The following is a 23,388-nucleotide window of genomic DNA, read 5'->3' on the forward strand; positions in this document are numbered from 1 at the left end:
ACCCGCGGCCTTGCGTACGTCAGGGCCGACCGGTCACTCGGCCATCGCCACCGGCTTCACCAGCGGGGTGACGCGGCGGATGGTGACGCGACGGTTGAGCTGTTCGGCGGCGTCCGTGGCGATCTTCAGGAAGCGCTCGCCGTAGCCCTGGGTGGCCAGGTTCTCCGGCGGGATGTCGTAGACGTCGGTCAGGATGTTGGCGACGGCCTCGGCGCGCTCGTCGGAGAGCACGAGGTTCGATTCGTCCGACCCGACGGCATCCGTGTGGCCCTCGATCAGGAAGGTCTCGCCGGGATCCTTGTCGAGGATCTCGTTCATCGCCTCGGCCACCCTGCGCAGCGTCGCGGCCTGGTTCATCGAGATCTCCGCCGAGCCCGTGGCGAAGGTGATCGTGTCGAGGTCGATGCGGCGCACCTTGTCGCGGATACGGGCCGAATATTTCACCTCGTCGAGCGAATAGACACGCTCGACCGGCTCGACCGGGGGCCGTCCCAGGAAGTCGCGGTAGTCGATGCTTCCTTCCGCGGACGTGTCGACGATATAGTCATCGACCGGGATCGTCAGGCGCATCGGCGGCAGCCGCTCGCCGGGATCGACGAAGGTCGGCCGGCTGTCGCGGTCGATCTCCGGCGCGTAGAACATCACATATTCCCGGCCGCGGCCGTCGATGCGCGAGCGCTGGATGATCTCGCCGTAGCGGTTGCGGATGGTGACGACGCGGTCGCCGTTCGGCCGTTCGATCACCTCGCGCACCCGGCCGTTCGGCAGGTCCTCGTAATAGGTATCCGTGGCGCGGCGCGACAGGCGACGCCCGTCGTCGGAGCGCACGATGATGCGGTCGCCGAAATTGATCACGAAGCGGTTGTCGACCTCGCGCTGGACGCGCCAGCCGTCGCGTTCCTCGTAGCGCGGCCGGCGGTCGCGCCGCTCGCCGCGCTCCCGGTCGCCCGATTCGTAGCGGATGCGGTCACGCCCTTCCCAGCCGACCTGTGCATCGCGGTCGGATTCGGGGACGCGCACGCGCACGTCGCGGCGCTTTTCCTCGCGTTCGCGGCGCAGTTCCTCGCGCGAGCGGTCGCGGCGGTTGTCCCAGTCCTTGTCGCTGTCGAGAACGGCGGCGCCGTCGATGAACGGCAGCTCGATCGTCCCGGTCGTGCGCGACGGGTCGCGGGCGATGCGCTCGCGCTCCTTGTCCCGCTCGCGGCGCGGACGCCCCGCCGTCTCGTCCGGGCGCTTGCGCTCGCGCTCGGCCTCGCGCCTGCGTTCCTCGCGGTTGCGCTGCTGCTCCTCGCCCTGGCGCTGCTCTTCGCGCGCCGCATCGCGCTGCTTCTTGCTGCGCTCCTCACGCGCCTTCTGCTGCTCGTCCTGCCGGCGCTGTTCTTCCCGCTCGGCGTCACGCTGCTTCTTGCGGCGCTCCTCGCGGTTGCCTTGCTGGGTCTCTTCCTGGCGCTTGCGGTCACGTTCCGCATCGCGCTGGCGCCGCTCCTCGCGTGCCTTCTGCTGGTCGTCCTGCCGGCGCTGTTCCTCCCGCTCGGCGTCACGCTGCTTCTTGCTGCGCTCCTCGCGGTTGCGCTGCTGATTCTCTTCCTTGCGCTGCCGGTCGCGGTCCGCGTCGCGCTGGCGGCGCTCCTCGCGTGCCTTCTGCTGGTCATCCTGCTGGCGCTGTTCCTCGCGCTGCCTCTTGCTGCGCTCCTGCTGGCGGCGCTCCTCGCGCTGACGGTCGAGCTGTTCCTTGGCCTCGCGGTTGTTCTTGCCGCCGCCTTCGTCCTCGCGATTGCGCTTGCGGTCCTGCCGGCCCTCGTTGCCGTTGCCCTGGTCCTCGCGGTTGCGGCGCTTCGGGATGAGCAGGTCGTCGCCGAACTGGCCTTCCCCGGCCTGCACCGTCGTCACGTCGGATTTTTCGACCAGCGGCAGCACCGGCCGCATCACGGCGGCCTCGACCGGCTGCCAGATAAACGACAGCGACGCGATGGGCAGGGCCACCGTTGCCAGAAGTCTCGTTCTTTTAAGCATTGGCGTTTCCTCGTTTGCCAGCATTCCACGCTATTGCATCGGGGTTTGGGGCGGATTTGTGTTTGTACGCAAGACGCTAATCCATGGCAGATGAATCCGCGCTGAATGCACAAGGGCCGCCGGCAGCTTGCCGGCGGCCCCGTCGTAAACGCATGACGGTGCGATCAGTTCGCCCGCGCCATGGGACGCACCAGCGTGGTGACGCGGCGGATGGTGACGCGGCGGTTCTGCTGCTCGGCAATCTGCGTCTTCACCTTCAGGAAGCGTTCGCCATAGCCCTGGGTCTGCAGGTTTTCCGGCGGAATGCCGTAGACGTCCGTCAGGAGGCTGGCGACCGATTCGGCCCGCTCGTCCGAGAGGACCAGGTTGGACGCGTCGGATCCCACGGCATCCGTATGCCCCTCGATCAGGAAGGTCTCGCCCGGATCCCTGTCCAGCACCTTCTGCATGGCCTCGGCGACGGAGCGCAGCGTGCGGGCCTGCGACATCGGCACGTCGGCGCTGCCGGTGGCGAAGGTGATCGTGTCGAGGTCGATGCGGCGCACCTTGTCGCGCAGGCGCGCCGAATGCTTCACCTCGTCGATCGTATAGACCCGCTCGACGCGCTCGACCGGCGGCTCGGCGAGGAAGTCGTAGTAATCCCGGTCCGGATTGCTCGACGTGTCGATGATGTAGTCGCTGACGGGGATGCGCAGGCGCATCGGCGGCAGTTCATAGCCGATGTCGACGAGGCCCGGGCGCGGCGAATCGTCCTCCAGCTCCGGCGCATAGACGAGGATGTATTCCCGCCCGTCGAGGCCGACGCGCGAACGCTGGATGATGTCGCCGTAGCGGTTGTAGATCGTCACGATCCGGACGCCGCCGGGCCGCACGATCGTCTCGCGCACACGGCCGCGGGCGAGGTTGTCGTAATAGACCTCTTCCGAATCACGGCGCAGGCGCGGACGGTCGTCGCCGCGCACGATCAGCCGGTCGCCGACCTCCAGCACCGTGCGGTTCTCGAAGCGCTCAACGATGTTCACCTTGGTGGTGCTGTTGTCGATCGTCGTGTTGTTGACGGTGTTGTTGTTGATGACCGTGTTGTTGATCACGGTGTTGTTGATGATGTTGGTCGTCTCCGGCACCGCGAAGTCGGGCGCCGCGTCCACGCGCTGGCCCTCTTCCCTGATCGCGGCCTCGATCCTGCCGGGCACGGCCTCGCGCACCTCCTCGGAGATCGTCGCCTGGGCCGCGTCGTCGGTGTCGGGAACCGGCACCTCCTCTTCCTGCGCGCGCAGCTCCTCGCGCTTCCTGCGGCGGTCCTCGCGGCTGGTCTGGCCGCCGGCATTGTCGGCGTCCTTGTCGCTGTCGAGCACGGCGGCCCCGTTCTCGACCGGCAGCACGACCGTCTCGTCCGTCCTGGCCGGGTCCTCGGCGATCTCCTGCTTTTCTTCCTCGCTCATTGTGTCGACGATGTCGGGCACCGGCTCGGCCGCCGGCGTCTCGCCGGTCTCGGCCGTGGCAGGCTGGTCCGTGCCGGTTTCGGCCGGCGTTTCGACAATTGCCGGCTGTTCATCTTCGCCCGCGGCCGGCTGCTCGCCCGCCGTCGTTTGCGAAGCGCCGCCATCCGGCTGCTGCGCGGGCTGCTCGGCCTGCTGCTCTTCGGCCGGCGTCTGCTCCTCCTGTGCGTTCTGCTCCTCGGCGGCCTGCCGTTCATCCGCCTGCCGCTGCTGCTCTGCCTCGGCGGCGGCGCGCTGCGCTTCGTCCTCGGCCGCCCTCTGCTCGGCCGCGGCCTTCTCCGCCTCTTCGGCAGCCTGCTGCTCTTCGGCCTGGCGCTGCTCTTCTTCCGCGGCAGCGCGCTGCGCCTCGTCTTCGGCAGCCTTCTCCTCGGCTGCAGCCCTCTCGGCTTCTTCAGCCGCCTTCTGCTCCTCCGCCGCCGCGCGCTGGGCCTCCTCTTCCGCTGCCTTCTCCTCGGCGGCAGCGCGTTCCGCCTCCTCGGCGGCCTTCTGTTCCTCGGCCTGGCGCTGCTTTTCTTCCTCGGCGGCGCGCTCAGCCTCGTCCTGCTGCTGTTGCTGCTGCTGGAGCAGCAGCTCCTCCTCGCTCGGCTGGCCCTCGCCGGTGCTTTCCTGGGCAACCTCGAACGGCTTCATCAGGGCATCGGCCAGCGCCGGCGTCGCGATCAGCGCGGTCGACAGGACCGGGAGCGCCACGGTTGCAAAAAGTCTGGAGCGGAAAGTCATCGTTTTGTCCTCACGGTGTCCCGTCTTGTTCTCAAAAGAGGGGCAGCCCGGCTCTTCCGGCCGTTGACGTGCCCGTCACAATCCTTCCAAGGCCTGGCATTCGCCGCCTTAACCCCGCCTGAACGACGCCTGGTGAGACGCGAGATAGGCCGCGCCCGCCGCCCGGCCAGAGGGGGCGCATGAAATTGTCGGGGAAACCGGGCGGAAAGACGGCGCGAATCCAGTTGATTTTTGGGCGAAAACCGGTCGATTATCGCGCCAAGCGGGCAACCCTTGCCCGCTTCACTTCAAGGCCCGGACAACAAGAAAAACCCGAGCGCCTTCAACAGAGAGGATCAACATGCGTATTTCCAAACGTTTCACGCTCGCAGCCTCGGCTGCGGTCATCGCCCTCTTCGCGTCCTCCGCGATGGCTGAAGGCGAGAAGATCGTGATCGGCACGGAAGGCGCCTACCCGCCCTTCAACAACCTCGAATCCGACGGCACGCTGACCGGCTTCGACATCGACATCGCCAAGGCGCTGTGCGAGGAAATGAAGGCCGAGTGCACCTTCGTCACGCAGGACTGGGACGGCATCATTCCGGCGCTCATCGCCAAGAAGTTCGACGCGATCATCGCCTCCATGTCGATCACCGCCGAGCGCAAGGAGAAGGTCGACTTCTCCAAGAAGTACTACAACACGCCGCCGGCCATCGTCGTGCCGAAGGATAGCGAGATCACGGAAGCCACTCCGGAGGCCCTTGCCGGCAAGACGCTCGGCGCGCAGGGCTCGACGACCCACTCCAACTATGCCGAAGCGCACATGAAGGATGCCGAGGTCAAGCTGTATCCGACGGCCGACGAGTACAAGCTCGACATCGCCAACGGCCGCATCGACGCCGTCGTCGACGACGTGGTGGTGCTCTCTGAATGGCTGAAGTCCGATGACGGCGCCTGCTGCAAGCTGCTCGGCACGCTGCCGGTCGACCCGGTCATCAACGGCGAAGGCGCCGGCATCGCGGTGCGCAAGGGCGAAACGGAGCTGGCCGACAAGTTCACCGCGGCGATCGCGGCGATCCGCGCCAGCGGCAAGTACCAGGAAATCAACGCCAAGTACTTCCCCTTCGACGTCTACGGCGACTGATCCGCGGCACGTCCGTGTCATGCGGGTTTTTTCTGACCCCATCACGAGAATGCACGGGCGGGAGGGCTTGCTCTCCCGCTCCTTTTGTTTGAGAACTTGCACATAAGAAAAGGCGGGTGCATCACGCGCCCGGACAAGAAGCGCAAGGCGCATCGGGGGTTCTTCTGGCATGAGCGGGTTCTTCACCGCCATCGTCGAGGCGGTATCCGCAATTCTCGGGATCATCGATCCCCTCTGCGGACCGATCGGCATCTTCAATCTCTTTGCGGGCGGCACGCTGCTCGCCTGCGGCAATGCCGGATGGGGCGACGAGATCGCCTTCGGCTTCCTGGTGACGGCAAGCCTTGCCATCGCCACCCTGCCCGTCGGCCTCGTCGCCGGCTTCTTCATCGCGCTGGCCAAGCAGTCGGAAGAAAAGTCGCTGCGGCTGTCGGCCAATATCTACACGACGCTCTTCCGCGGCCTGCCGGAGCTCCTGACGCTCTTCATCGTTTATTACGGCCTGCAGATCCTCGTGCAGAACCTGGCGGCCGCGCTCGGCTATGGCGGCGCGGTCGAGATCAACGCCTTCTTCGCCGGCATGATCGCGCTCGGCGTCGTCTTCTCCGCCTATTGCTCGGAAGTGCTGCTGTCGGCCTTCAAGGCCATCCCGCGCGGCCAGTACGAGGCAGGCTATGCGCTCGGCCTGCACCATGGCCGCACCATGCGCCTCATCGTGCTGCCGCAGCTCATCCGCGTCGCCCTGCCCGGCCTCGGCAATCTGTGGATGGCGCTCCTGAAGGACACCGCGCTCGTCTCGGTCATCGGCCTGCCGGACATCCTGCGCCAGACCGGCGTCGCCGCGCGCGTGACGAAGGAAGCCTTCCAGTTCTACGCCATCGCCTGCCTGCTCTTCCTCGTCCTCGCCTTCCTCTCCTCGCTGGTCTTCTCCGCGATCGAAGGCTGGGCAAAACGTTCGGAGGTCGCCCGATGAGCGTCGTCACCACCCTCATCCCGCCGCAGGCCCCGCCGGAAACCCCGCCAAAGCCCTTCACCGCCAGCCGCTTCTTCGGCAACATCTTCATGGGCGTGTGGCTGGCGCTCACCGTCGGCGTCTTCCTGATGATCGTCGGCGGCTGGGATCCGGAAAAGTTCACCCGGTATGGGCCGAGCTACCTTTCCGGCCTCGGCGTGACGCTGTTGCTCGTCGGCCTCTCCGTCGTGCTCGGCGGCCTCATCTCGCTGCCGCTCGCCTTCGCGCGCATGTCGAAGAATCCGGTCTTCTCCTGGCTCGCCTACGGCTATGTCTACTTCTTCCGCGGCACGCCGCTGCTGACGCAGCTCTTCCTCGTCTATTACGGCCTCGGCAGCTTCTCCGCCGAGTTGAAGGCCTGGGGCCTGTGGTGGTTCTTCCGCGACGCCTGGAACTGCGCGCTCTTGACTTTCACGCTCAACACCGCCGCCTACCAGGCCGAGATCCTGCGCGGCGCCATCGAGAGCGTGCCGCGCGGCCAGCACGAGGGCGCCGACGCGCTCGGCCTGCCCAAGAAGGTCGCCTTCTTCAAGGTCATCCTGCCGCAGGCGCTCATCGTCGCGCTGCGCCCCTATGGCAACGAGATCATCCTGATGATCAAGGGCTCGGCCATCGTCGCCATCGTCACGGTCTTCGACCTGATGGGCGAGACCCGCCGCGCCTTCTCGCGCACCTTCGACTACCAGGCCTATCTGTGGGCCGCGCTGCTCTATCTGCTGATGGTGGAGCTCCTGCGCAACCTCTGGGCCTGGCTGGAACTGCGCCTGACGCGCCACCTGAAGCGCTGATACCTCTTGGCAGCACTCGCATGAACGTGCTGCCAAGCACCTGATTTCACAGAAATATTCCCGTTCCGGATCGAAATTAAACTTTTCATTAACCTTGCAGGCGCTCAATCATAGGGACCATCATTCATCACGCAATGAGGTCCCTATGACGAACGACATGGCAATGCAGCTCAAGGGCTACGGCATGACCACGGCCCAGATCCTCTACCGCATGCCGGATCACCCCCAGCTCCTGCAGACCTATATCTGGCAGCACTATGATCTCGCCCCGGATTTCCCGGAGATGAAGAGCTTCCTGAAGTTCTGGCAGGAGAAGCTGGACGGACCGCTGCACTCGGTGCGCTACGTCCACCGCCGGCTGATCTCGGCGACGGAATGGCGGGCGCTGAAGGGCGAGTTCATCCTCAACTGAGGCACCGCAACGGTCAGACGTGCACCGAGCCGTGCGACAGCTCGCTGTCGGACATGTCCACCTTCAGCGAGAAATAGAGGACGGCGGCATAGAAGAGCAGCACGAGCGCGATCACCACGCCGCCGGGCACCGGCCCGAGCGCCGCATTGGCGACCACGTGCTCGAAGGCGAGCGTCATGTCCTTGCCCGCCGTCGCCGGCCTCTGCATCATCGAGGACGAGATCTTCAGCGCCCAGGCGAGCAGCAGGATGAGGTAGAGCCAGCAGTAGTTGCGCCGCAGCCGCCGGCAGGCCGCGTCGCGGTAGCTGATCAGGAATTCCGGCTTGCGCAGACTCTTGGCGATCGGCGCGGCCCAGTCGCGGTCCAGCGTGGCGCGCGGATTGAGGATTTCGGCAAAGTAGAACCGCTCGAGCTGGCGCACCCGCGCCCGGTAGACGTCGAAGAACCGGTAGCGCCGCGCCTCGATCATCAGGAGCAGCGAGACGAGCAATATCGCGAAGAGCAGCACGCCATGATGCGAGGTCGGCGTGGAGAGCGAGACGGACAACAGCGCCGCCACCACCGTGATCGCCCAGTTCGAGGTGCGGTCGATGCGGTCGCGCCAGCCGGCCATGCGCCCGAGCTCGCCGCGATAGTAGTGCACCATCGTGTTGATCGTCTCCACGGGCGTCGCCGGCAGCGCCGGACTGCCGGTCCGTTTCGTGTCGGTGGAGAGCGGGAAAGGGGGCGTATCGGCGGGCATGTCATTCCTCCCAATGGTCTTTTTGGTTTTGGGAAGACGATCATGCGCCTCTTTCGGCAATTGATAAATGCCTATTTGCGCCCGAAGGGCGCCATTGCCAAAGCCCTGGCCGGGCCGTAAGACACGCCCATGAAGAAGATCGACGAAGACGCGCTCGCGGAAGCCTACAACCGCGCCCTTTCGCTGGAAAAATCCGGCGATTTCGATGCCGCCGCCAAGGCCTATGCCGAGGTCCTGGCGCTCGATCCGGACGACCATGGCGGCGCCGCCGTGCGCCTTGCCGCGATGGGCCGCGGCGACACGCCGGAAAAGGCGCCCGACGCCTATGTCACCACCCTCTTCGACCAGCATGCCGAGGTCTTCGACAACGTGCTCGTCGACCAGCTCGGCTATTGCGTGCCGCTCACCGTGCGCCAGCGCTTCCAGGCGCTGGGGATAGGCCCGTTCAAGCGCGTGCTCGACCTCGGCTGCGGCACGGGGCTGACCGGCGGCGCGCTGCGCGACATGGCGGAGGACATCACCGGCATCGACCTCTCGGAGAACATGGTCGAGATCGCCCATGACAAGGATCTCTACGAGACGCTCTACGTCGCCGAGGCCGTCGATTTCCTCGACGACAACGAAGAGGAGCCCTTCGACCTCATCACCGCGACGGACGTGCTGCCCTATCTCGGCGCGCTCGAACCGCTGTTCTTCGGCGCAGCCGAAAACCTCTTGCCCGGCGGCCATTTCATCTTCTCCTCCGAAACCCTGCCCGACGCGACCTTCGCCGGCCGCCCCTTCATGGTCGGCCCGCACCAGCGCTTCGCCCACGCCGCCGCCTATGTCCGCCAGCGCCTCGAGGAAACGGGCTTCGACATCGTCGAGATCACCGACATCACCGTGCGCCTCGAAGAAGGCGAACCCATCCCCGGCCATCTCGTGCTGGCGAAATACCGCGGCTGACGCTGGATCCTCGGGCCAGCCCGGGGACGACGAAAGGAGAGAGGTTGCGGCGAAGGCGACGCACCGCGCGCCGCATCCCACTCCTTAACCCGGCCATGCAGGCTGGTGGCCGAAAGACGCGGACTGGCCTGCCCGAAACCGCTCAGATGAACTTCGACGCCACCACATAGCCGGCATAGACGGCATTGGCGACGATGAGGCAGAAGACGGCGAAGGAGCCGAGGTCCTTGGAGTGCTTGCCCATCTCCGAGATTTCCGGCGAGACGCGGTCGACGATCTCCTCGATCGCCGTGTTGAGCGCCTCGAAGGCGATCATCAGCAGGAAGAGGATCGCCATGGCGACATACTGGAAAAACGAGGCGCCGACGACGGCGAACAGCACCATGGCGACACCGAAGGCGATCAGCTCGTGGCGGAAGGCGGATTCGCCGAGCAGCCGCCGCGCGCCGGCCGCCGAATAGGTCGCGGCCGCGAACAGATGGCTGATGCCGGTCTTCTTCTCGATTGGTGCCTGACCCATTCCCGCAATCCCGTTGTCGCCGCTCTCATGGAACACGCCCGTGTGACGGGCGTGTTTCGAGGTCTCAATCCTGCCATTGAGGCTTTTTGCCGGCCGCCCGTTACGTCCGGTTGCTGACGCCCGCCTGAACGAAGGTCGCCATGCCCGAATGGCAGGCCGCCGCCGCCTTGACGATGCCGGCGGCAAGCGCCGCGCCGGTGCCCTCGCCGAGCCGCATGCCGAGCGCGAGCAGCGGCGTCTTGCCGAGCTTCTCGATCGACTTCAGGTGCCCCGGCTCGGCCGAGACATGGCCGATAAGGCAATGGTCGAGCGCTGCCGGATTGGCCGCACGCAGGATCGCGCCGGCCGCCGTCGCCACATAGCCGTCGAGGATGACGGGGATCTTCTGCATGCGCGCGGCGAGGATGGCGCCGGCCATCGCCGCGATCTCGCGGCCGCCGAGGCGGCGCAGCACTTCGAGCGGGTCGGAAAGATGCGCGCGGTGCAAGTCGACGGCCTTCTTCACCGCCGCCACCTTGCGCTCCAGCACCGCGCCTTCCGAACCGGTGCCGGGCCCGACCCATTCCTCCGCCGTGCCGCCGTAGAGCGCCAGGTTGATCGCCGCGGCGATCGTCGTGTTGCCGATGCCCATCTCGCCGATGCACAGGAGGTCCGTGCCGCCGGCGACGGCCTCCATGCCGAAGGCCATGGTGGCGGCGCAGTCGCGCTCGGAGAGCGCCGCCTCTTCCGTGATGTCGGCGGTCGGATAGTCGAGCGCGAGGTCGAAGACCTTGAGCCCGAGATCGTGCGTCACGCAGATCTGGTTGATCGCAGCGCCCCCGGCCGCGAAATTCTCCACCATCTGCGCGGTGACGGAGGACGGATAGGGCGTGATGCCCTGCTTGGTGACGCCGTGGTTGCCGGCGAAGATGGCGACCAGCGGGCGCGTCACGGCCGGCGGACGGCCGGTCCAGGCGGCGAGCCAGAAGGCGATCTCCTCCAGCCGGCCGAGCGCGCCCGGCGGCTTGGTGAGCTGCCTGTCGCGTTCGCGCGCCGCCACCAGCGCGGCCGAATCGGGACCGGGCAGGTTGCGCAGCAATTCACGAAAATCATCGAACGGCAGGCCGCTGGCACTCATCTTGGGGAATTCCTTAAGTTTCGGCTTTCAAAGGCGGGTGTTTGGTGTCTCCTAATAGAGGCAGGGCGCGAATCCGACAACCGCATTTGCGGCGGCCGGCGGCGCGTTTTGCGGATGGGACGTCTGGCGGCGTGCCGTGCGGGTGGATTCTCGGGTCAAGCCCGAGGATGACGGAGTTTGGGGAAGTGCCAGGGCGGCCCGGAGACTTGTGCAGGCATGCGCAGGAACGGGCAAGGCTGGCGGCAGGGGTGAGGCACGGTCCAGACGGTCCGTAAGCGGTCAGGGAGCGCACAAGCGCCCGACGCAGCCTCGCAGCGGTCGTGGCATCGCTTTTGTCGCCGACCGCCCCCTCCTCCGTCATCCTCGGGCTTGACCCGAGGATCCACCCCGCACAGCACCCCCTTTCCATTAACGGGGACTCACTTGGCCATTCAGGACTATATCGACGACACCGCCCGCTCGGTCGCCTTCCTCTCGCGCGTGCCGGTGCCGCAGCGTCATTTCATCGGCCATGACGGGCGGCTGTCGCGCGCCGTGCGCGCCTTTCCGCTCGCCGGCGTCCTGATCGTGCTGCCCGCCGCGGCCCTTGCCGCCCTGCTCTCGGCCTTCCATGCGCCGCCGCTGCTCGTCGCCTTCGCCACGCTCGCCGTGCAGGTCCTCGTCACCGGCGCGCTGCACGAGGACGGGCTCTCCGACAGCGCCGACGGCATCGGCGGCGGGCGGGACCGCGAGAGCGCGCTCGCCATCATGAAGGACAGCCGCATCGGCTCCTATGGCGCCGTCGCGCTGATTCTCTCCTTCGGGCTGCGCGCCGCGGCCATCGCCGCCCTTGCCGCCGCCCTCAGCCCGTCCGGCCTCGGCATGGCGCTGCTTGCCGTCGCCGCGGCCAGCCGCACCGCCATGGTCTGGCACTGGTCGCTGCTGCCGCCCGCCCGGCAGGGCGGCGTCGCCGCCTCGGTCGGCGAGCCGGACGGCGGCGCGACCATCGTCGCGCTCGCAAGCGGCATCCTCCTCGCCTCCGCCCTCCTGCTGCCGCATGGCAGCGTGCTTGCCCTCGTTCTGGCGCTCGTCCTTGCCGTCGCGGCCGTCATCGCCTTCAACCGCCTCGCCCTCGGCAAGATCGGCGGGCATACGGGCGATACGATCGGCGCCACGCAGCAGCTCGCGGAAATGTCAGTGCTCTTCGCCCTTGCCTTGGCGCTCTGAGCTGCCGATATAGGAAAAGACAATTTTCAGGAGCCGCGATGGAATCGCCCTGCATCCTCGTCTGTTCGATCGACATGGTGACCGGCTACTGCTTCGGCTGCGGCCGCACGCGCGATGAAATCGGCGCCTGGACGCTCTATTCGTCCGATCAGCGCCGCGCCATCATGGCCGAGCTGCCGGCCCGCCTTGCCACCGTCGAGCGCAAGCCGCGGCGCGAGACCCGCCGCGCCCGCATGGCCCGGGAGCGCGACGAAGCATGAGGCTCTACGTCCTTCTCGGCATCCTCGCCGTCGGCCTCGGCGCCCTGGTCCTCAATCACGACAGCGGCCGCACCATGGGCATGGACAACAACGACTTCGGCCGCCTCGTCACCCTGTCGGCGATCGCCACCATGATGGCGGCGGGGGTCCTCGCCGGGCGGCGGCAATGGGGCGAAAGCATCCGCCAGGCCGGCATCTGGCTGGTGATCATCCTCCTGCTCGCCACCGGCTACCTCTACCGCTTCGACCTGCAGGAAGTCGGCAACCGCCTCACCGCCGGCCTCATCCCCGGCCGCGCCGTGGTGACGACCAGCGCCAGCGGCGAACAGATCCTCGTCATCCACAAGGGTGTTTCCGGCCATTACGAGGCCGACGTGACGATCGACGGCACGCCGCTGCGCATGCTGGTCGATACCGGCGCAAGCTCCGTCGTGCTGTCCTATGAGGACGCCATGCGCCTCGGCATCAACCCGGACAATCTCGTCTTCTCCATCGACGTGTCCACCGCCAACGGCCGGGCGCTCGCCGCGCCCGTCACGCTGCGCCAGGTCGCCATCGGCCCCATCCTGCGCGGCACCATCCGCGGCATGGTCACCGAACGGGGCCGGCTGGAGCAGAGCCTGCTCGGCATGAGCTTCCTCGAAACGCTCGGCTCGATCGAGATCACGCGCGACGAATTGCGGCTGAAGGACTAGTTCTTCAGCTTGTAGCCGGTCTTGAAGATCCAGGCCGTGATCGTCAGGCACACCGCCAGGAAGCCGAGCACCGTCACGAGGCTGACGACCGGGCTCACGTCGGCGATCTCGTAGAAGCTCCAGCGGAAGCCGGAGACGAGATAGAGCACCGGGTTGAAGTGGCTTACCGCCTGCCAGAAGGGCGGCAGCATGTCGATCGAATAGAAGCTGCCGCCGAGGAAGACGAGTGGCGGGATGATCAGCATCGGGAAGAGGTTGAGCTGCTCGAAGTCCTTTGCCCAGATGCCGATCATGAAGCCGAACAGGCTGAAGCTGACGGCCGTCAGCACGAAGAACAGCACCATCATGAACGGATGCTTGATCGAGATGTCGACGAAGAGCGAGGCGGTGACGAGGATGATCGTGCCGACGATCAGCCCCTTGGTCGCCGCCGCGCCGACATAGCCGATGACGATCTCGATCATCGAGATGGGCGAGGAGAGGATCTCGTAGATCGTGCCGGTGAATTTCGGGAAGTAGATGCCGAAGGAGCCGTTGCCGATGCACTGGTTGAGCAGCGTCAGCATGATGAGGCCGGGCGCGATGAAGGCGCCGTAGGAGACGCCCTGCACCTCCTGCATGCGCGAGCCGATCGCCGCGCCGAAGACGATGAAATAGAGCGAGGTGGTGATGACGGGCGACACGATGCTCTGCAGCAGCGTGCGGCGCGTGCGCGCCATCTCGAATGCGTAGATGGACTTGATCGCCTCGATGTTCATCGGCCCTCTCCCACCAGTTCCACGAAAATGTCTTCCAGCGAACTCTGCTCGGTGGAGATGTCCCTGACCCGAAGTCCCGCCTGCGACAGCGCGGAGAGGAGCGAGGATATGCCGGTGCGCTCGCCGGCGGCATCGAACTCGTAGACGAGCCGTCCGCCGCCCTCGGCCAGCGTCACCCCGTAGGACGACAGCGCGTCGGGCACGGCCGTCAGCGGCTCGGCCAGTTCCACGGTCATCTGCTTGCGCCCGAGCTTCGCCATCAGCGCCTTCTTGTCCTCGACCAGCAGGATCTGCCCGTGGTTGATGACGCCGATGCGGTCGGCGATCTCCTCGGCCTCCTCGATATAGTGCGTCGTCAGGATGATGGTGACGCCGGAGGCGCGCAGGCGCTCGACGAGCTGCCACATGTCCTTGCGCAGCGAAACGTCGACGCCCGCCGTCGGCTCGTCGAGGAACAGCACCTTGGGTTCATAGGACAGCGCCTTGGCGATCAGCACGCGCCGCCGCATGCCGCCCGAGAGGTGGCGCAGCATCGTGTCCTTCTTGTCGTAGAGCGAGAGGTCGCGCAGGATGCGCTCGATCAGCGCCGGGTTCGGCGAACAGCCGTGCAGGCCGCGCGAGAAGGCGACCGTGTTCCACACCGTCTCGAAGGCGTCGAGCGTCAGCTCCTGCGGCACGAGGCCGATGATCGCACGGGTCTTGCGATAGTCGGCGAGGATGTCGCTGCCGGCGACCGTGACCGTGCCGCCGCTCGGCGTGACGATGCCGCAGATGATCGAGATCATCGTCGTCTTGCCGGCGCCGTTCGGCCCGAGCAGCGCGAGGATCTCGCCCTCCTCGATGTCGAGGTCGACGCCCTTGAGCGCCTGGAACCCCGATGCGTAGCTCTTGGTGAGATTGCGAATGGAAACGATGGGCGCCATGGGAGGGTCCGGAGAGAGGGATTTCATGCGGAAGGACACCCTATATGGCGTGCCCTTCGCCGATTTTCACCCTGAGAGGGCAAAAAACTCGCTCAGCCGTAGATGCTGACGAGAAAGCGCAGCGAGACCAGGATGAGGAAGATGCCGAAGCCGATCTCGAGCTGCCGCTTGCTCATCGAATGCGCCAGCCGCACGCCCCAGGGCGTGACGACGAGCGCGATCGGCACGATGAGCGCGACGGCGACCCAGTTGATGAAGCCGGTGGAGAACGGCGGCAGGCCCGGTTCGCCCCAGCCGGCCCATATATAGCCGACGATGCCGGGAATGGAGATCAGCACGCCGACGCCGGAGGAGGTCGCCACCGCCTGGTGGATCGGCCGGCCGAAGGAGGTCATGTAGGTGTTGTTCAGCACCCCGCCGCCGATGCCCATCAGGCCGGAGAGCGTGCCGATGACGACGCCCGCCACCTGGTTGCCGATGCCCGTCGGCAACTCGTCGCCGACCCGCCAGGTATCGCGGTTGAACAGCATGCGCAGCGCGACCAGCAGCGCGATGGCGACGAAGACGAGGCGGAGGCCGACGCTGGAGATCACCGCCGCGATGACCGAGGCGAGGATCGCGCCGAGGGGCAGCGCGACGATCCAGCTCTTCAGGAGGTCCGTGTCGACCGCGCCGCGCAGCCGGTGCGAGGTGAAGGAGCGGAGCGAGGTCGGCACGATGATGGCGATGGAGGTGCCGATGGACAGGTGCATGCGCACCGCCTCCGGCACGTCGAGATAGCCGAACACCTGGTAGAAGACCGGCACGAGGATCGCCCCGCCGCCGATGCCGAAGATGCCGGCGAGCAGGCCGGACACGACACCCGCCGCAGCAAGCGCGAGGGCAAAAAGGGCAAGATCGATGAGGGGCGGCATGGCATACTCCTGGGGATCCGCCAGGGCGGCGGCGACTCGCGGAAATTTCGCATTTGCGAAATGCGCACTGTCATCAAACCGTGACCCATTTCAACCATTGTCTGCCGCGAGGCCGGCGGGAACGACCTGCACCCCGCTCACCCAACGTTCCCACTGCCCCGCGCAGCGGCCTTGCTCCCGGACCCTGAGGGAGCCTTCGGCGGCCCCATCCGCCCGCTTCCCTTGCGGAAGCACGCCTGGCATCTTCGCCGGTCCGCGCCGGCGCCGATGATGGAATGTGACGTTCCAGGCAGCCGCACCCTACGCGCTGCCACCCCTTTTCGACCGGCGCCCCGCCGGTCTTTTTTTGCCCCGGGATCAGGGCGCTACAGGCTGCAATGCCGGTAGCCGGATTTGCGCGCCCTGAGGTCGAAGTGGAAATGGTCCTTGTGGTAGCGGTCGCTGCCGGGGCCGAGCACGGTGGAGAAATACTTGCAGCTATCGCCGCGCACCGACTTCAGGAGGCCCTTCTCGCGGAAGGCGAAGAAACCCTTCTTCTCGATGGCGATCGCCTTGCCGTTCTTCAGCACGATCTTGCCGACGTCGATGGCGTTGCCCTTGGCGTGTTCCGACATGGCGGCGCCGCGCTGCGAGTTCATGGTGCGGCAGGAATAGGAGGACATCTGGTGGATGGCCGAGACGCCCGAGAGGTAGCGCGTGCGGCTGGAGGGAACGAGCTCGTTCTTCACCCAGCGCGCGAAGGCCTCGGTGATCTGGCAGTTGACCTGCGCGGCCGGCTTGATCTGGATGCCGCCGGAAAGGCCGGACAGCTCGATCGGCCAGGCGATGCCGCAGGAGTGCCCGCGGGAAATGCGCGGCACGTCGCGGAACGTGACGCCGAGCTTTAGCAGGCGTTGCCGGCAGGCCTTTTCCGAGGCCGGCATGCCGCCCATGGTTTCCGGCATCTGCATCGGGTTGTTGAGGCGCGGCAGGAAAGCGACCTGCTCGCCCTCGCTTGCCTGCCGGCGGCGGGTCGTCGCCTTGTCCGGCACCTGGAGATAGCCGCCGCCGTCCGGCGCCTCGCCAAGCTCGACGCCGGCCTCCGACATCGGGATCGTCGCCGGCTGGCCGATCTGCTGCGGCGTGTCCGAGCCGATACCGTCGACGACGACCTGCGTGGCGTTGCCTTCCGCGATCTCGCCCGCCTGCGCCTCCGCCAGCCCCTCGACGCGCCCGACGCCGAGGCCCGCATCCATGTTGACGCCGTCTTCCGGCACGGTCAGCACACCGGAGGCCTGGACGGGCTGGGCGATGCCCATCGCCTCGTCGCTGTCGATCATCGGCAGGCGCTTCTTCTCGGCGGGCGTGACCATCGCCGTATCGGCCTCGACCGGATAGTCCGCAAGATCCCCGCCCGTATCGCCCATGTCGGCGGCGGGACGCTGCGAGACCTCCGCCGACGGCCGGATGGCGCCGACGATGTCGTCGGGCGGGGTCATGCCCCCGGAACAGGCCGCCAGCATCGCCGGGACGAGGACCAGCCCGAGCGGCCGGCGCAGACGAGAAACAAACGCGATACCCATTGTCACTTCCGCCAGCCCTGCCCCCGTCCTGCGGGGTCCCGGTTGCGCACATTGTTGTCCGGTCATGGTGCAGGTCGCTTTTGTCCGCATTCGGACGGGAAAAGCCCGAAACCGGACGCGAAAAGCGATCGTCCTGCATTTCCAGAGGATTTTCGCACAACAGGGTAAAGGAACCGTTCCCAGGCGCCCCGCGAGATTAACGGGGGCGAAACCGCTCCGTGGCACCCCTCTGCCCTGCCGGGCATCTCCCCCTTGAGGGCAGGCGAATTGCATATGGAATGAGGCGACGCGTCTTGCCCCTTCTCCCCCGCGGGGGAGAAGGAGAAAGCAGCAGCGTGCTGTTATATGCAATTCGCCTGCCGCCCGGCAGGGCAGAGGGGGTGCTGCCACACAGGACAACATTGCTCTTATGGGGGAGACACAGGCCTTCCGGCTGACCTTCCCACTACAATTGCGCACGCCCCAACGAAAAACCCCGGCGCCTGGGGCACCGGGGCAAGCGTGTCCGGAGATCGTCTTTTGCGTTATGCCGCGCGGCGCCGGTGGTCCGCCGCTCCGGCTGCGGTCAGCCGGAAATTCCCGAGCAGGGCCTTGAGCTGCTCGCTTTCCTGGGTCAGCGTCTGGCCGGCCGCGTTGGTTTCCTCCACCATGGCGGCGTTCTGCTGGGTCATCTGGTCCATCTGGTTGACGGCCGTGTTCACCTCGGCAAGGCCGGTCGCCTGCTCGCGCGCGGCGGTGGCGATGGAGTTCACCTGGTCGTTCACCTTGTTGACCAGCGCCTCGATCTCGGTCAGCGCATCGCCCGTCGAGCGCACCAGCGCCACGCCGGTGCCGACCTCGGCCGCCGAATTGCTGATCAGCCCCTTGATCTCCTTGGCCGCGTTGGCCGAGCGCTGGGCAAGCTCGCGCACCTCCTGCGCCACGACCGCAAAGCCCCGGCCGGCCTCCCCTGCCCGCGCCGCCTCGACGCCGGCATTGAGGGCGAGAAGGTTGGTCTGGAAGGCGATCTCGTCGATCACGCCGATGATCTGGCTGATGCGGCTGGACGCGTCCTCGATGCGGCTCATCGCGGCGACGGCGTCGCGCACGATCGTGCCGGAGCGGCCGGTCGACTGCTTGGTCTCGGCCACCATGCGGCTCGCCTCGGCGGCGCGGTCGGAGGCGTTGCGCACCGTCGCGGTGATCTCGTCGAGCGCGGCGGCGGTCTCCTCCAGCGAGGCGGCCTGCTGCTCCGTGCGGTGCGACAGATTGTTGGCCGCCTCCGCGATGCCGCCGGCACTGCCGTGCACGATGTCGGTGGAGCGGGCAATGGCGGTGATGACGCTGGAGAGCGCATCGACGGCGCGGTTGAAGTCGTCGCGCAGCTTGGCATATTCCGGCGCGATCGCCTGGATCGAGACCGTCAGGTCGCCATTGGCAAGGCGCTCCAGCGCCTGGCCGACCGTGTTCATGGCGTCCGCCTGGCTCTGGCTGACGGCCCGCTGGCGGCGCTCGCCCTCGCTGCGCTCCTCGTCGAGGCGAAGCTGCTGCTCACCCTCGCGCAGGCGAAGCTCGGCGCGCTCGGCGACCGACTGGCGCAGGATCGACACCACCTTGGCCATCTCGCCGATCTCGTCCCTCCGGTCGGTCTCCGGCACGTCGCCGGAGACGTCCTCCTCGGCGATCGCCTGCATCGAGGCCTTCAGGCGCGAGACGGGGCCGGTCACGCTCTTCACGATGCCGTAGGCGGCAAGGATGATGGCGAGGCCCCCGAGGGCGAGGATGACCGCCGTTTCGATGGCGTTGCGGCGGAACATGGCGGCAAGGTCGTCCGCATAGACGCCCGTGCCGACGATCCAGCCCCAGGGGGCAAAGCCCGCGACATGCGAATATTTCAGCACCGGCTGCTCGAAGCCCGGTTTCGGCCACAGATAGTCGACGAAATCCTGGCCGGTCGGGCTCCCCTTCACGGCCTTCACGAATTCGATGAAGATCCTCTTGCCGGTCGGGTCGGCCATGCCGGACTGGTCCGTGCCGTCGAGCTCCGGCTTGATCGGATGCATGACGATCACGGCGTTCATGTCGTTGATCCAGAAATAGCCGCTGTCCTCGTAGCGCAGCGCCCGCACCGCGTCCTTCGCCCGCGTCTGCGCCTCTTCGCGGGTCAGCGTGCCGGCGGTCTCGAGCGCGTGGTAGTGCTGGAAGAGCGTCAGCATGCTCTCGTCCATCGCCGCCAGCTTCGACTTGCGCTCGGCCACCATCGCTTCCTGGTAATGATAGAGGCTGTAGACGAGCGCCGCGACGATGATGGTCAAGGCAAGACCGACCAGCAATGACAGGCGTGTGGATATTCTGAAATTCTTCACCGGGCTCTCCTCGACACGAATGCACGCAGCACTCCAATCTGTCCGAAAGTCCCGGAAACCCTTTAAGATCGCCTAAAATTGCAATCATCAATTTTTAGAGCTTGAAAATACTCGAAAATACCGATCGTCGGTTCCGGGCCGGCCGCGACTTGCCCTCTTCCGCCGTCGCACGCATTCCGCTAGACCGGTCTCAGCCAAGGAGAGGACGCGCATGACCGACACCAGCACGCCGAACGGACAACTCACCCTTCGCACGCTCGCCATGCCGGGCGATGCCAATGCCGCGGGCGATATTTTCGGCGGCTGGGTCATGGCGCAGATGGACCTTGCCTCGGGCATCCGCGCCGCCGAGCGCGCGCAGGGCCGCGTCGTCACCGCCGCCGTCAAGGAAATGGCCTTCGACCTGCCGGTGAAGATCGGCGACACGCTCAGCATCTACACGGATATCGTGCGCGTCGGCCGCACCTCGATCACGCTCTCCGTCGAGGCCTGGGCACAGCGCTATCTCACCACCACGCTGGAAAAGGTCACGGGCGCCACCTTCGTCATGGTCGCGCTCGACAAGGACGGCCACCCGACCCCCGTTCCGCTCGAATAGCGGCCGGGAGGCGTCGCGCGCTTCATCCGGCATCCCGGCAGGCTGTCCGGCCTATCCCTTGAAGACGAAGGCCGCGCCGGCGGCGATCAGCAGGAAGCCGATGGCGTGGTTCCAGGTCAGGCTCTCTTTCAGCCAGAACACCGAGAAGCCGGCGAAGACGAGAAGGGTGATCACCTCCTGGATCGTCTTCAACTGGGCCGCCGAATAGACCTCGTGGCCGATGCGGTTGGCCGGAACCGCCAGGCAATATTCGAAGAAGGCGATGCCCCAGCTGGCGAGGATCGCGACGAAGAGCGGCGCGGACTTGAACTTGAGGTGCCCGTACCAGGCGAAGGTCATGAAGACGTTGGAGAGGCAGAGCAGCACGATCGGCCAGACGGCCGCGGGCGAAAGGCTGGTAGGCATCGCGAATCCTGATTCCGGAAAAGGTCGGACAAGGGCATACCCGACCCGCCGGCCCCGTCAAGACCGCGGCCGCGCGCCTGCCGTCAGCCCTGCATCAGCCCGTCCCGCACCGCCCGCAGATAGGTCCGGCCGACCTTGATCTCGGTCTCGTCGCGCAGCACGACGTGCAGCACGTTCAGCGGCCCGCGCTTCACCCGCGCCACCTGGTCGCGCCGCACGATCGCGCTGCGGCTGATGCGCAGGAAATCCTCCCTCGGCAGGCGGCGCTCCAGCGCCGAGAGGCTCTCGTTGTAGAGAAAGCTGCCCTGATCGGCATGCAGTTGCACATAGTCGCCGTCCGCCTGGAAGCGCAGCACCCTTTCGGCGGGGATGCGGATCGTCTCCCGGCGCGACTTCACCCAGAACTGCGTCGGCCGCGTGGCCTGCTCGCGCAGCGCCTTGCGCAGCGCGGCGACGGTCTCGCGCAGTTCCGCCACCGTGTCCCGGTTCTCGCGGGCGACGATCATGTCGCGCGCCCGGTCGAGCGCCTGCCGCAGCCGCTCGGGCGTCACCGGCTTCGTCAGGTAGTCCACCGCATTGCACTCGAAGGCGCGGATGGCGTGATGGTCGAAAGCGGTGACGAAGATCGGCAGCGGCGCATGCGGGCCGGCCTGCTCCAGCACGTCGAAGCCGCTGCCGCCGGGCATCTGGATATCGAGCAGCAGCACGGAGGGCGCAAGGGCGGCGATCTTTTCGAGCGCCTGCGGCACGTCGCCGGCCTCGCCGGCAACGCTCACGCCCTCGACGGCCGCGAGCATGCGCACCATGCGACGGCGGGCGATGGGTTCGTCATCGATGATAAGGACGGAAATTTCGGTCATGCGGTCATGCGGTCCTGATGGGCATGGTCAGGGTCACGCGGAACCGGCCGTCGCTGGTCCGGCCGTGGTGAAACCCGCTTGCGTCGGGAAAGCGCCGCGACAGGCGTTCGCCGACATTCCTGAGGCCGATGCCGAAGCTCGCCCCGCCGGGCAGCCGGTCGGCAGGCGCCATGTCGTTTTCGACGACGAGCCACAGGCGTCCCGCCTCCTGCCGGGCGCGGATGGCGATGGTCACGCCCCCCGCCTTGCGGCAGGCGCCGTGCTTGACGGCGTTCTCGACGAGCGGCTGAAGGATGAGGCTCGGCACCGGCACCTTGCGCAGGTCCTCCGGCAGGTCGATCTCCACCGCCATGCGGTCGGAGAAGCGGCGCTGCTCGATGGTCAGATAGCCGGCCTGCAAGGCGACTTCATCTTCCAGGGGCAGGTCCTGCAAGGGATCGAGCGCCAGGGTCGTGCGCAGATAGGCCGAGAGGGAGAACACCATGTCCCGCGCGTCGTCGCGCTCGCCCTCCTCGATCAGCCCGGCCATCGAATTGAGCGTGTTGAACAGGAAATGCGGGTTGAGCTGGTAGCGCAGCGCGCGCATCTGCGCCGCCATCGCCTCCTCGCGCATCTGCGCCAGCCGCCGCTCGCGATCGCGCAGGTCGAAGCTGTAGGACAAGGCGAGGAACAGGCAGCTCCAGCCGAAATAGAGCGACGTCCCGTAGATCACGTTGTAGGCGATGTTCGTCATGTCGATGACCGGCGCCCCGGGATAGACGCAGATCGTGTAGATCGCATGGTCGATGCCGCAATAGAGCACCCCGCCGACCAGCGACAGCACGAAGCAGAGCGCGGCCTTGGCCGGCAGCGGCAGCGCCTTCAGCCGGACCAGCAGCATCGTCAGGACCGCCGCCAGCAGCGCGGCCCCCGACAGGAGAAAGACCTTGCCGATCGCCGAATCGATCGGGTCCGTGCCCGCCAGCCCCCACAGCAGGCTGGAGCTCAGGAAAACGGCGACGAGATACAGCCCGCCGAAGCGCAACGTGGCCCGTTGCAACTGCGATTCGCTCTGGTCGGCGTGAAAAACAAATGGCAGACTCGAAACAGTGCTCATTTCGCGAATAATCGTTTTTTCCCGGAAAACTGTCGAGTGCCGTTCACCGACGAAAATCAGCCGTTCGTCGAAAGTGCGACCGTTCGGCTGGTGCTTTGCGCCCCTTCGCCGCCCCCGCGCTTCACAAGCCGGGCGGCCCGCGAGCATTCATGCGCACCGGCTGGCTGAAAGGCCGCCGGCGTTTCATGATTCCGGAGATATTCTATGGCTACCCTCAAAGGTGACAACAAGAACAACTTCCTGATGGCGGACCCGATGAACGGCGATTCCGTCTACAATATCTATGGCTACGGCGGCAACGACCGGATTTTCGGCCATTCCAGCGCGCATAACAAGATCTACGGCGGCGACGGCAACGACATCATCTACGGCGGCGACTTCAAGAACACGATCGAGGGCGGCAAGGGCAACGACCAGATCCACGGCGGCGACGGCCGCGACGTCATCTATGGCGGCGCCGGTGTCGACAAGATGTGGGGCGGCGACGGCGGGGACCGCTTCGTCTTCAAGAGCATCTCGGAGATCGGCAAGGCGGAAGGCCGCCGCGACGTGATCGAGCAGTTCAAATCGAACACGTTCGACGGCCGCGACAAGATCGACCTGTCCGCCATCGACGCCATCGCCGGCACGAAGAAGAACGACGCCTTCACCTGGGTGGCCAAGGAAGGCGCGGCCTTCAGCGGCAAGAAGGGCGAGCTGACCTGGACGGAAACCAAGCTCGGCAACGGCCACTACACCAAGCTCGTCATGGGCGACGTCAACGGCGACAAGAAGGCCGACTTCATCCTCGAAGTCGATTCCTTCGGCGACCTCTACAAGGGTGACTTCATCCTCTGATCGCTCCTCCCAGGCGACGCGAAACGCCGGCCTCGCCG

At 66.5% G+C, this 23,388-nt stretch carries 23 protein-coding genes; 10 read left to right on the forward strand and 13 right to left on the reverse strand.

Features of this window, described 5'->3' with window-relative positions; translation table 11 throughout:
* Window positions 1-33: 33 nt before the first annotated feature.
* Both shn_RS10080 and shn_RS10085 read right to left on the reverse strand, forming a co-directional pair.
* On the reverse strand, window positions 34-2,013 hold the full coding sequence (locus tag shn_RS10080; RefSeq protein WP_064330280.1) for an OmpA family protein: 1,980 nt from the start codon (window positions 2,011-2,013) through the stop codon (window positions 34-36).
* 164 nt (window positions 2,014-2,177) lie between these two features.
* The gene (locus shn_RS10085) at window positions 2,178-4,232 is read right to left on the reverse strand and encodes an OmpA family protein (protein ID WP_064330281.1); all 2,055 of its coding nucleotides are present in this window, start codon (window positions 4,230-4,232) and stop codon (window positions 2,178-2,180) included.
* 340 nt (window positions 4,233-4,572) lie between these two features.
* Between shn_RS10085 and shn_RS10090 the strand changes: the two genes are divergently transcribed.
* The 4 genes from shn_RS10090 (at window position 4,573) to shn_RS10105 (ending at window position 7,567) form a co-directional block, all read left to right on the forward strand.
* Entirely contained in the window at window positions 4,573-5,355 is a 783-nt protein-coding gene (locus tag shn_RS10090) for an ABC transporter substrate-binding protein (protein WP_064330282.1), read from the forward strand.
* 169 nt (window positions 5,356-5,524) lie between these two features.
* On the forward strand, window positions 5,525-6,328 hold the full coding sequence (locus shn_RS10095) for an ABC transporter permease (RefSeq protein WP_064330283.1): 804 nt from the start codon (window positions 5,525-5,527) through the stop codon (window positions 6,326-6,328).
* Window positions 6,325-7,155, forward strand: a complete 831-nt coding sequence (locus tag shn_RS10100; RefSeq protein WP_064330284.1) for an ABC transporter permease — start codon at window positions 6,325-6,327, stop codon at window positions 7,153-7,155. Before shn_RS10095 ends, shn_RS10100 begins: the two co-directional genes overlap by 4 nt.
* Before the next feature lie 145 nt (window positions 7,156-7,300).
* On the forward strand, window positions 7,301-7,567 hold the full coding sequence (locus tag shn_RS10105; protein WP_064330285.1) for an usg protein: 267 nt from the start codon (window positions 7,301-7,303) through the stop codon (window positions 7,565-7,567).
* 13 nt (window positions 7,568-7,580) lie between these two features.
* Here the strand turns inward: shn_RS10105 and shn_RS10110 are convergent, their stop codons facing one another.
* Window positions 7,581-8,309, reverse strand: coding sequence for a DUF2270 domain-containing protein (locus shn_RS10110; protein WP_064330286.1), 729 nt, complete (start codon window positions 8,307-8,309; stop codon window positions 7,581-7,583).
* Between the two features lie 129 nt (window positions 8,310-8,438).
* Between shn_RS10110 and shn_RS10115 the strand changes: the two genes are divergently transcribed.
* Entirely contained in the window at window positions 8,439-9,254 is an 816-nt protein-coding gene (locus shn_RS10115) for a methyltransferase (RefSeq protein ID WP_064330287.1), read from the forward strand.
* Between the two features lie 142 nt (window positions 9,255-9,396).
* Here the strand turns inward: shn_RS10115 and shn_RS10120 are convergent, their stop codons facing one another.
* Together shn_RS10120 and cobT are read right to left on the reverse strand one after the other, a co-directional pair.
* Window positions 9,397-9,774 carry a diacylglycerol kinase gene (locus tag shn_RS10120; RefSeq protein ID WP_064330288.1) on the reverse strand — a complete coding sequence of 126 codons (378 nt, stop codon included), beginning with the start codon at window positions 9,772-9,774 and terminating at the stop codon, window positions 9,397-9,399.
* A 100-nt stretch (window positions 9,775-9,874) separates the two neighbouring features.
* On the reverse strand, window positions 9,875-10,891 hold the full coding sequence (cobT, locus tag shn_RS10125) for a nicotinate-nucleotide--dimethylbenzimidazole phosphoribosyltransferase (RefSeq protein ID WP_064330289.1): 1,017 nt from the start codon (window positions 10,889-10,891) through the stop codon (window positions 9,875-9,877).
* Between the two features lie 423 nt (window positions 10,892-11,314).
* Here cobT and shn_RS10130 point away from each other — a divergent pair, with 423 nt between their 5' ends.
* The 3 genes from shn_RS10130 to shn_RS10140 are packed head-to-tail and all read left to right on the forward strand — an operon-like array spanning window position 11,315 to window position 13,052.
* On the forward strand, window positions 11,315-12,097 hold the full coding sequence (locus shn_RS10130; RefSeq protein ID WP_064330290.1) for an adenosylcobinamide-GDP ribazoletransferase: 783 nt from the start codon (window positions 11,315-11,317) through the stop codon (window positions 12,095-12,097).
* Between the two features lie 38 nt (window positions 12,098-12,135).
* Window positions 12,136-12,357, forward strand: a complete 222-nt coding sequence (locus shn_RS10135) for a DUF1289 domain-containing protein (RefSeq protein ID WP_064330291.1) — start codon at window positions 12,136-12,138, stop codon at window positions 12,355-12,357.
* Complete coding sequence (locus shn_RS10140; RefSeq protein ID WP_064330292.1) at window positions 12,354-13,052, forward strand: TIGR02281 family clan AA aspartic protease; 699 nt, start codon at window positions 12,354-12,356, stop codon at window positions 13,050-13,052. Before shn_RS10135 ends, shn_RS10140 begins: the two co-directional genes overlap by 4 nt.
* Here the strand turns inward: shn_RS10140 and shn_RS10145 are convergent.
* The 5 genes from shn_RS10145 to shn_RS10165 all read right to left on the reverse strand — a co-directional run bounded on the left by shn_RS10145 (window position 13,049) and on the right by shn_RS10165 (window position 19,554).
* Window positions 13,049-13,810: an ABC transporter permease gene (locus tag shn_RS10145; RefSeq protein WP_064330293.1), complete on the reverse strand. Its 762-nt coding sequence runs from the start codon at window positions 13,808-13,810 to the stop codon at window positions 13,049-13,051. The two genes, shn_RS10140 and shn_RS10145, sit on opposite strands and share 4 nt — an antisense overlap.
* On the reverse strand, window positions 13,807-14,733 hold the full coding sequence (locus tag shn_RS10150; protein ID WP_064330294.1) for an ABC transporter ATP-binding protein: 927 nt from the start codon (window positions 14,731-14,733) through the stop codon (window positions 13,807-13,809). The genes shn_RS10145 and shn_RS10150 overlap by 4 nt, the downstream gene beginning before the upstream one ends.
* Window positions 14,734-14,825: 92 nt before the next feature.
* Window positions 14,826-15,647, reverse strand: coding sequence for a sulfite exporter TauE/SafE family protein (locus shn_RS10155; RefSeq protein WP_064330295.1), 822 nt, complete (start codon window positions 15,645-15,647; stop codon window positions 14,826-14,828).
* Window positions 15,648-16,012: 365 nt separating this feature from the next.
* Window positions 16,013-17,203, reverse strand: a complete 1,191-nt coding sequence (locus tag shn_RS10160) for an extensin family protein (protein ID WP_064332525.1) — start codon at window positions 17,201-17,203, stop codon at window positions 16,013-16,015.
* Window positions 17,204-17,733: 530 nt separating this feature from the next.
* Complete coding sequence (locus shn_RS10165; protein WP_064330296.1) at window positions 17,734-19,554, reverse strand: methyl-accepting chemotaxis protein; 1,821 nt, start codon at window positions 19,552-19,554, stop codon at window positions 17,734-17,736.
* A 211-nt stretch (window positions 19,555-19,765) separates the two neighbouring features.
* On the opposite strand from shn_RS10165, the gene shn_RS10170 reads away from it, so the two are divergent.
* Window positions 19,766-20,152: an acyl-CoA thioesterase gene (locus shn_RS10170; RefSeq protein ID WP_064330297.1), complete on the forward strand. Its 387-nt coding sequence runs from the start codon at window positions 19,766-19,768 to the stop codon at window positions 20,150-20,152.
* Window positions 20,153-20,203: 51 nt separating this feature from the next.
* Here shn_RS10170 and shn_RS10175 read toward each other — a convergent pair whose 3' ends face one another.
* The 3 genes from shn_RS10175 to shn_RS10185 form a co-directional block, all read right to left on the reverse strand.
* Window positions 20,204-20,557 carry a DMT family protein gene (locus tag shn_RS10175; protein WP_064330298.1) on the reverse strand — a complete coding sequence of 118 codons (354 nt, stop codon included), beginning with the start codon at window positions 20,555-20,557 and terminating at the stop codon, window positions 20,204-20,206.
* 83 nt (window positions 20,558-20,640) lie between these two features.
* Window positions 20,641-21,417 (reverse strand): LytTR family DNA-binding domain-containing protein, encoded by a 777-nt coding sequence (locus shn_RS10180; RefSeq protein WP_064330299.1) that lies wholly within the window; start codon window positions 21,415-21,417, stop codon window positions 20,641-20,643.
* Between the two features lie 4 nt (window positions 21,418-21,421).
* Window positions 21,422-22,456: a sensor histidine kinase gene (locus shn_RS10185; protein WP_245337382.1), complete on the reverse strand. Its 1,035-nt coding sequence runs from the start codon at window positions 22,454-22,456 to the stop codon at window positions 21,422-21,424.
* A 261-nt stretch (window positions 22,457-22,717) separates the two neighbouring features.
* On the opposite strand from shn_RS10185, the gene shn_RS10190 reads away from it, so the two are divergent.
* A complete protein-coding gene (locus tag shn_RS10190; protein ID WP_064330301.1) occupies window positions 22,718-23,350 on the forward strand; it encodes a M10 family metallopeptidase C-terminal domain-containing protein in 633 nt (210 codons plus the stop codon).
* Window positions 23,351-23,388: the final 38 nt, after the last annotated feature.

This window comes from Shinella sp. HZN7 (genome assembly GCF_001652565.1).
GTDB lineage: Bacteria > Pseudomonadota > Alphaproteobacteria > Rhizobiales > Rhizobiaceae > Shinella > Shinella granuli.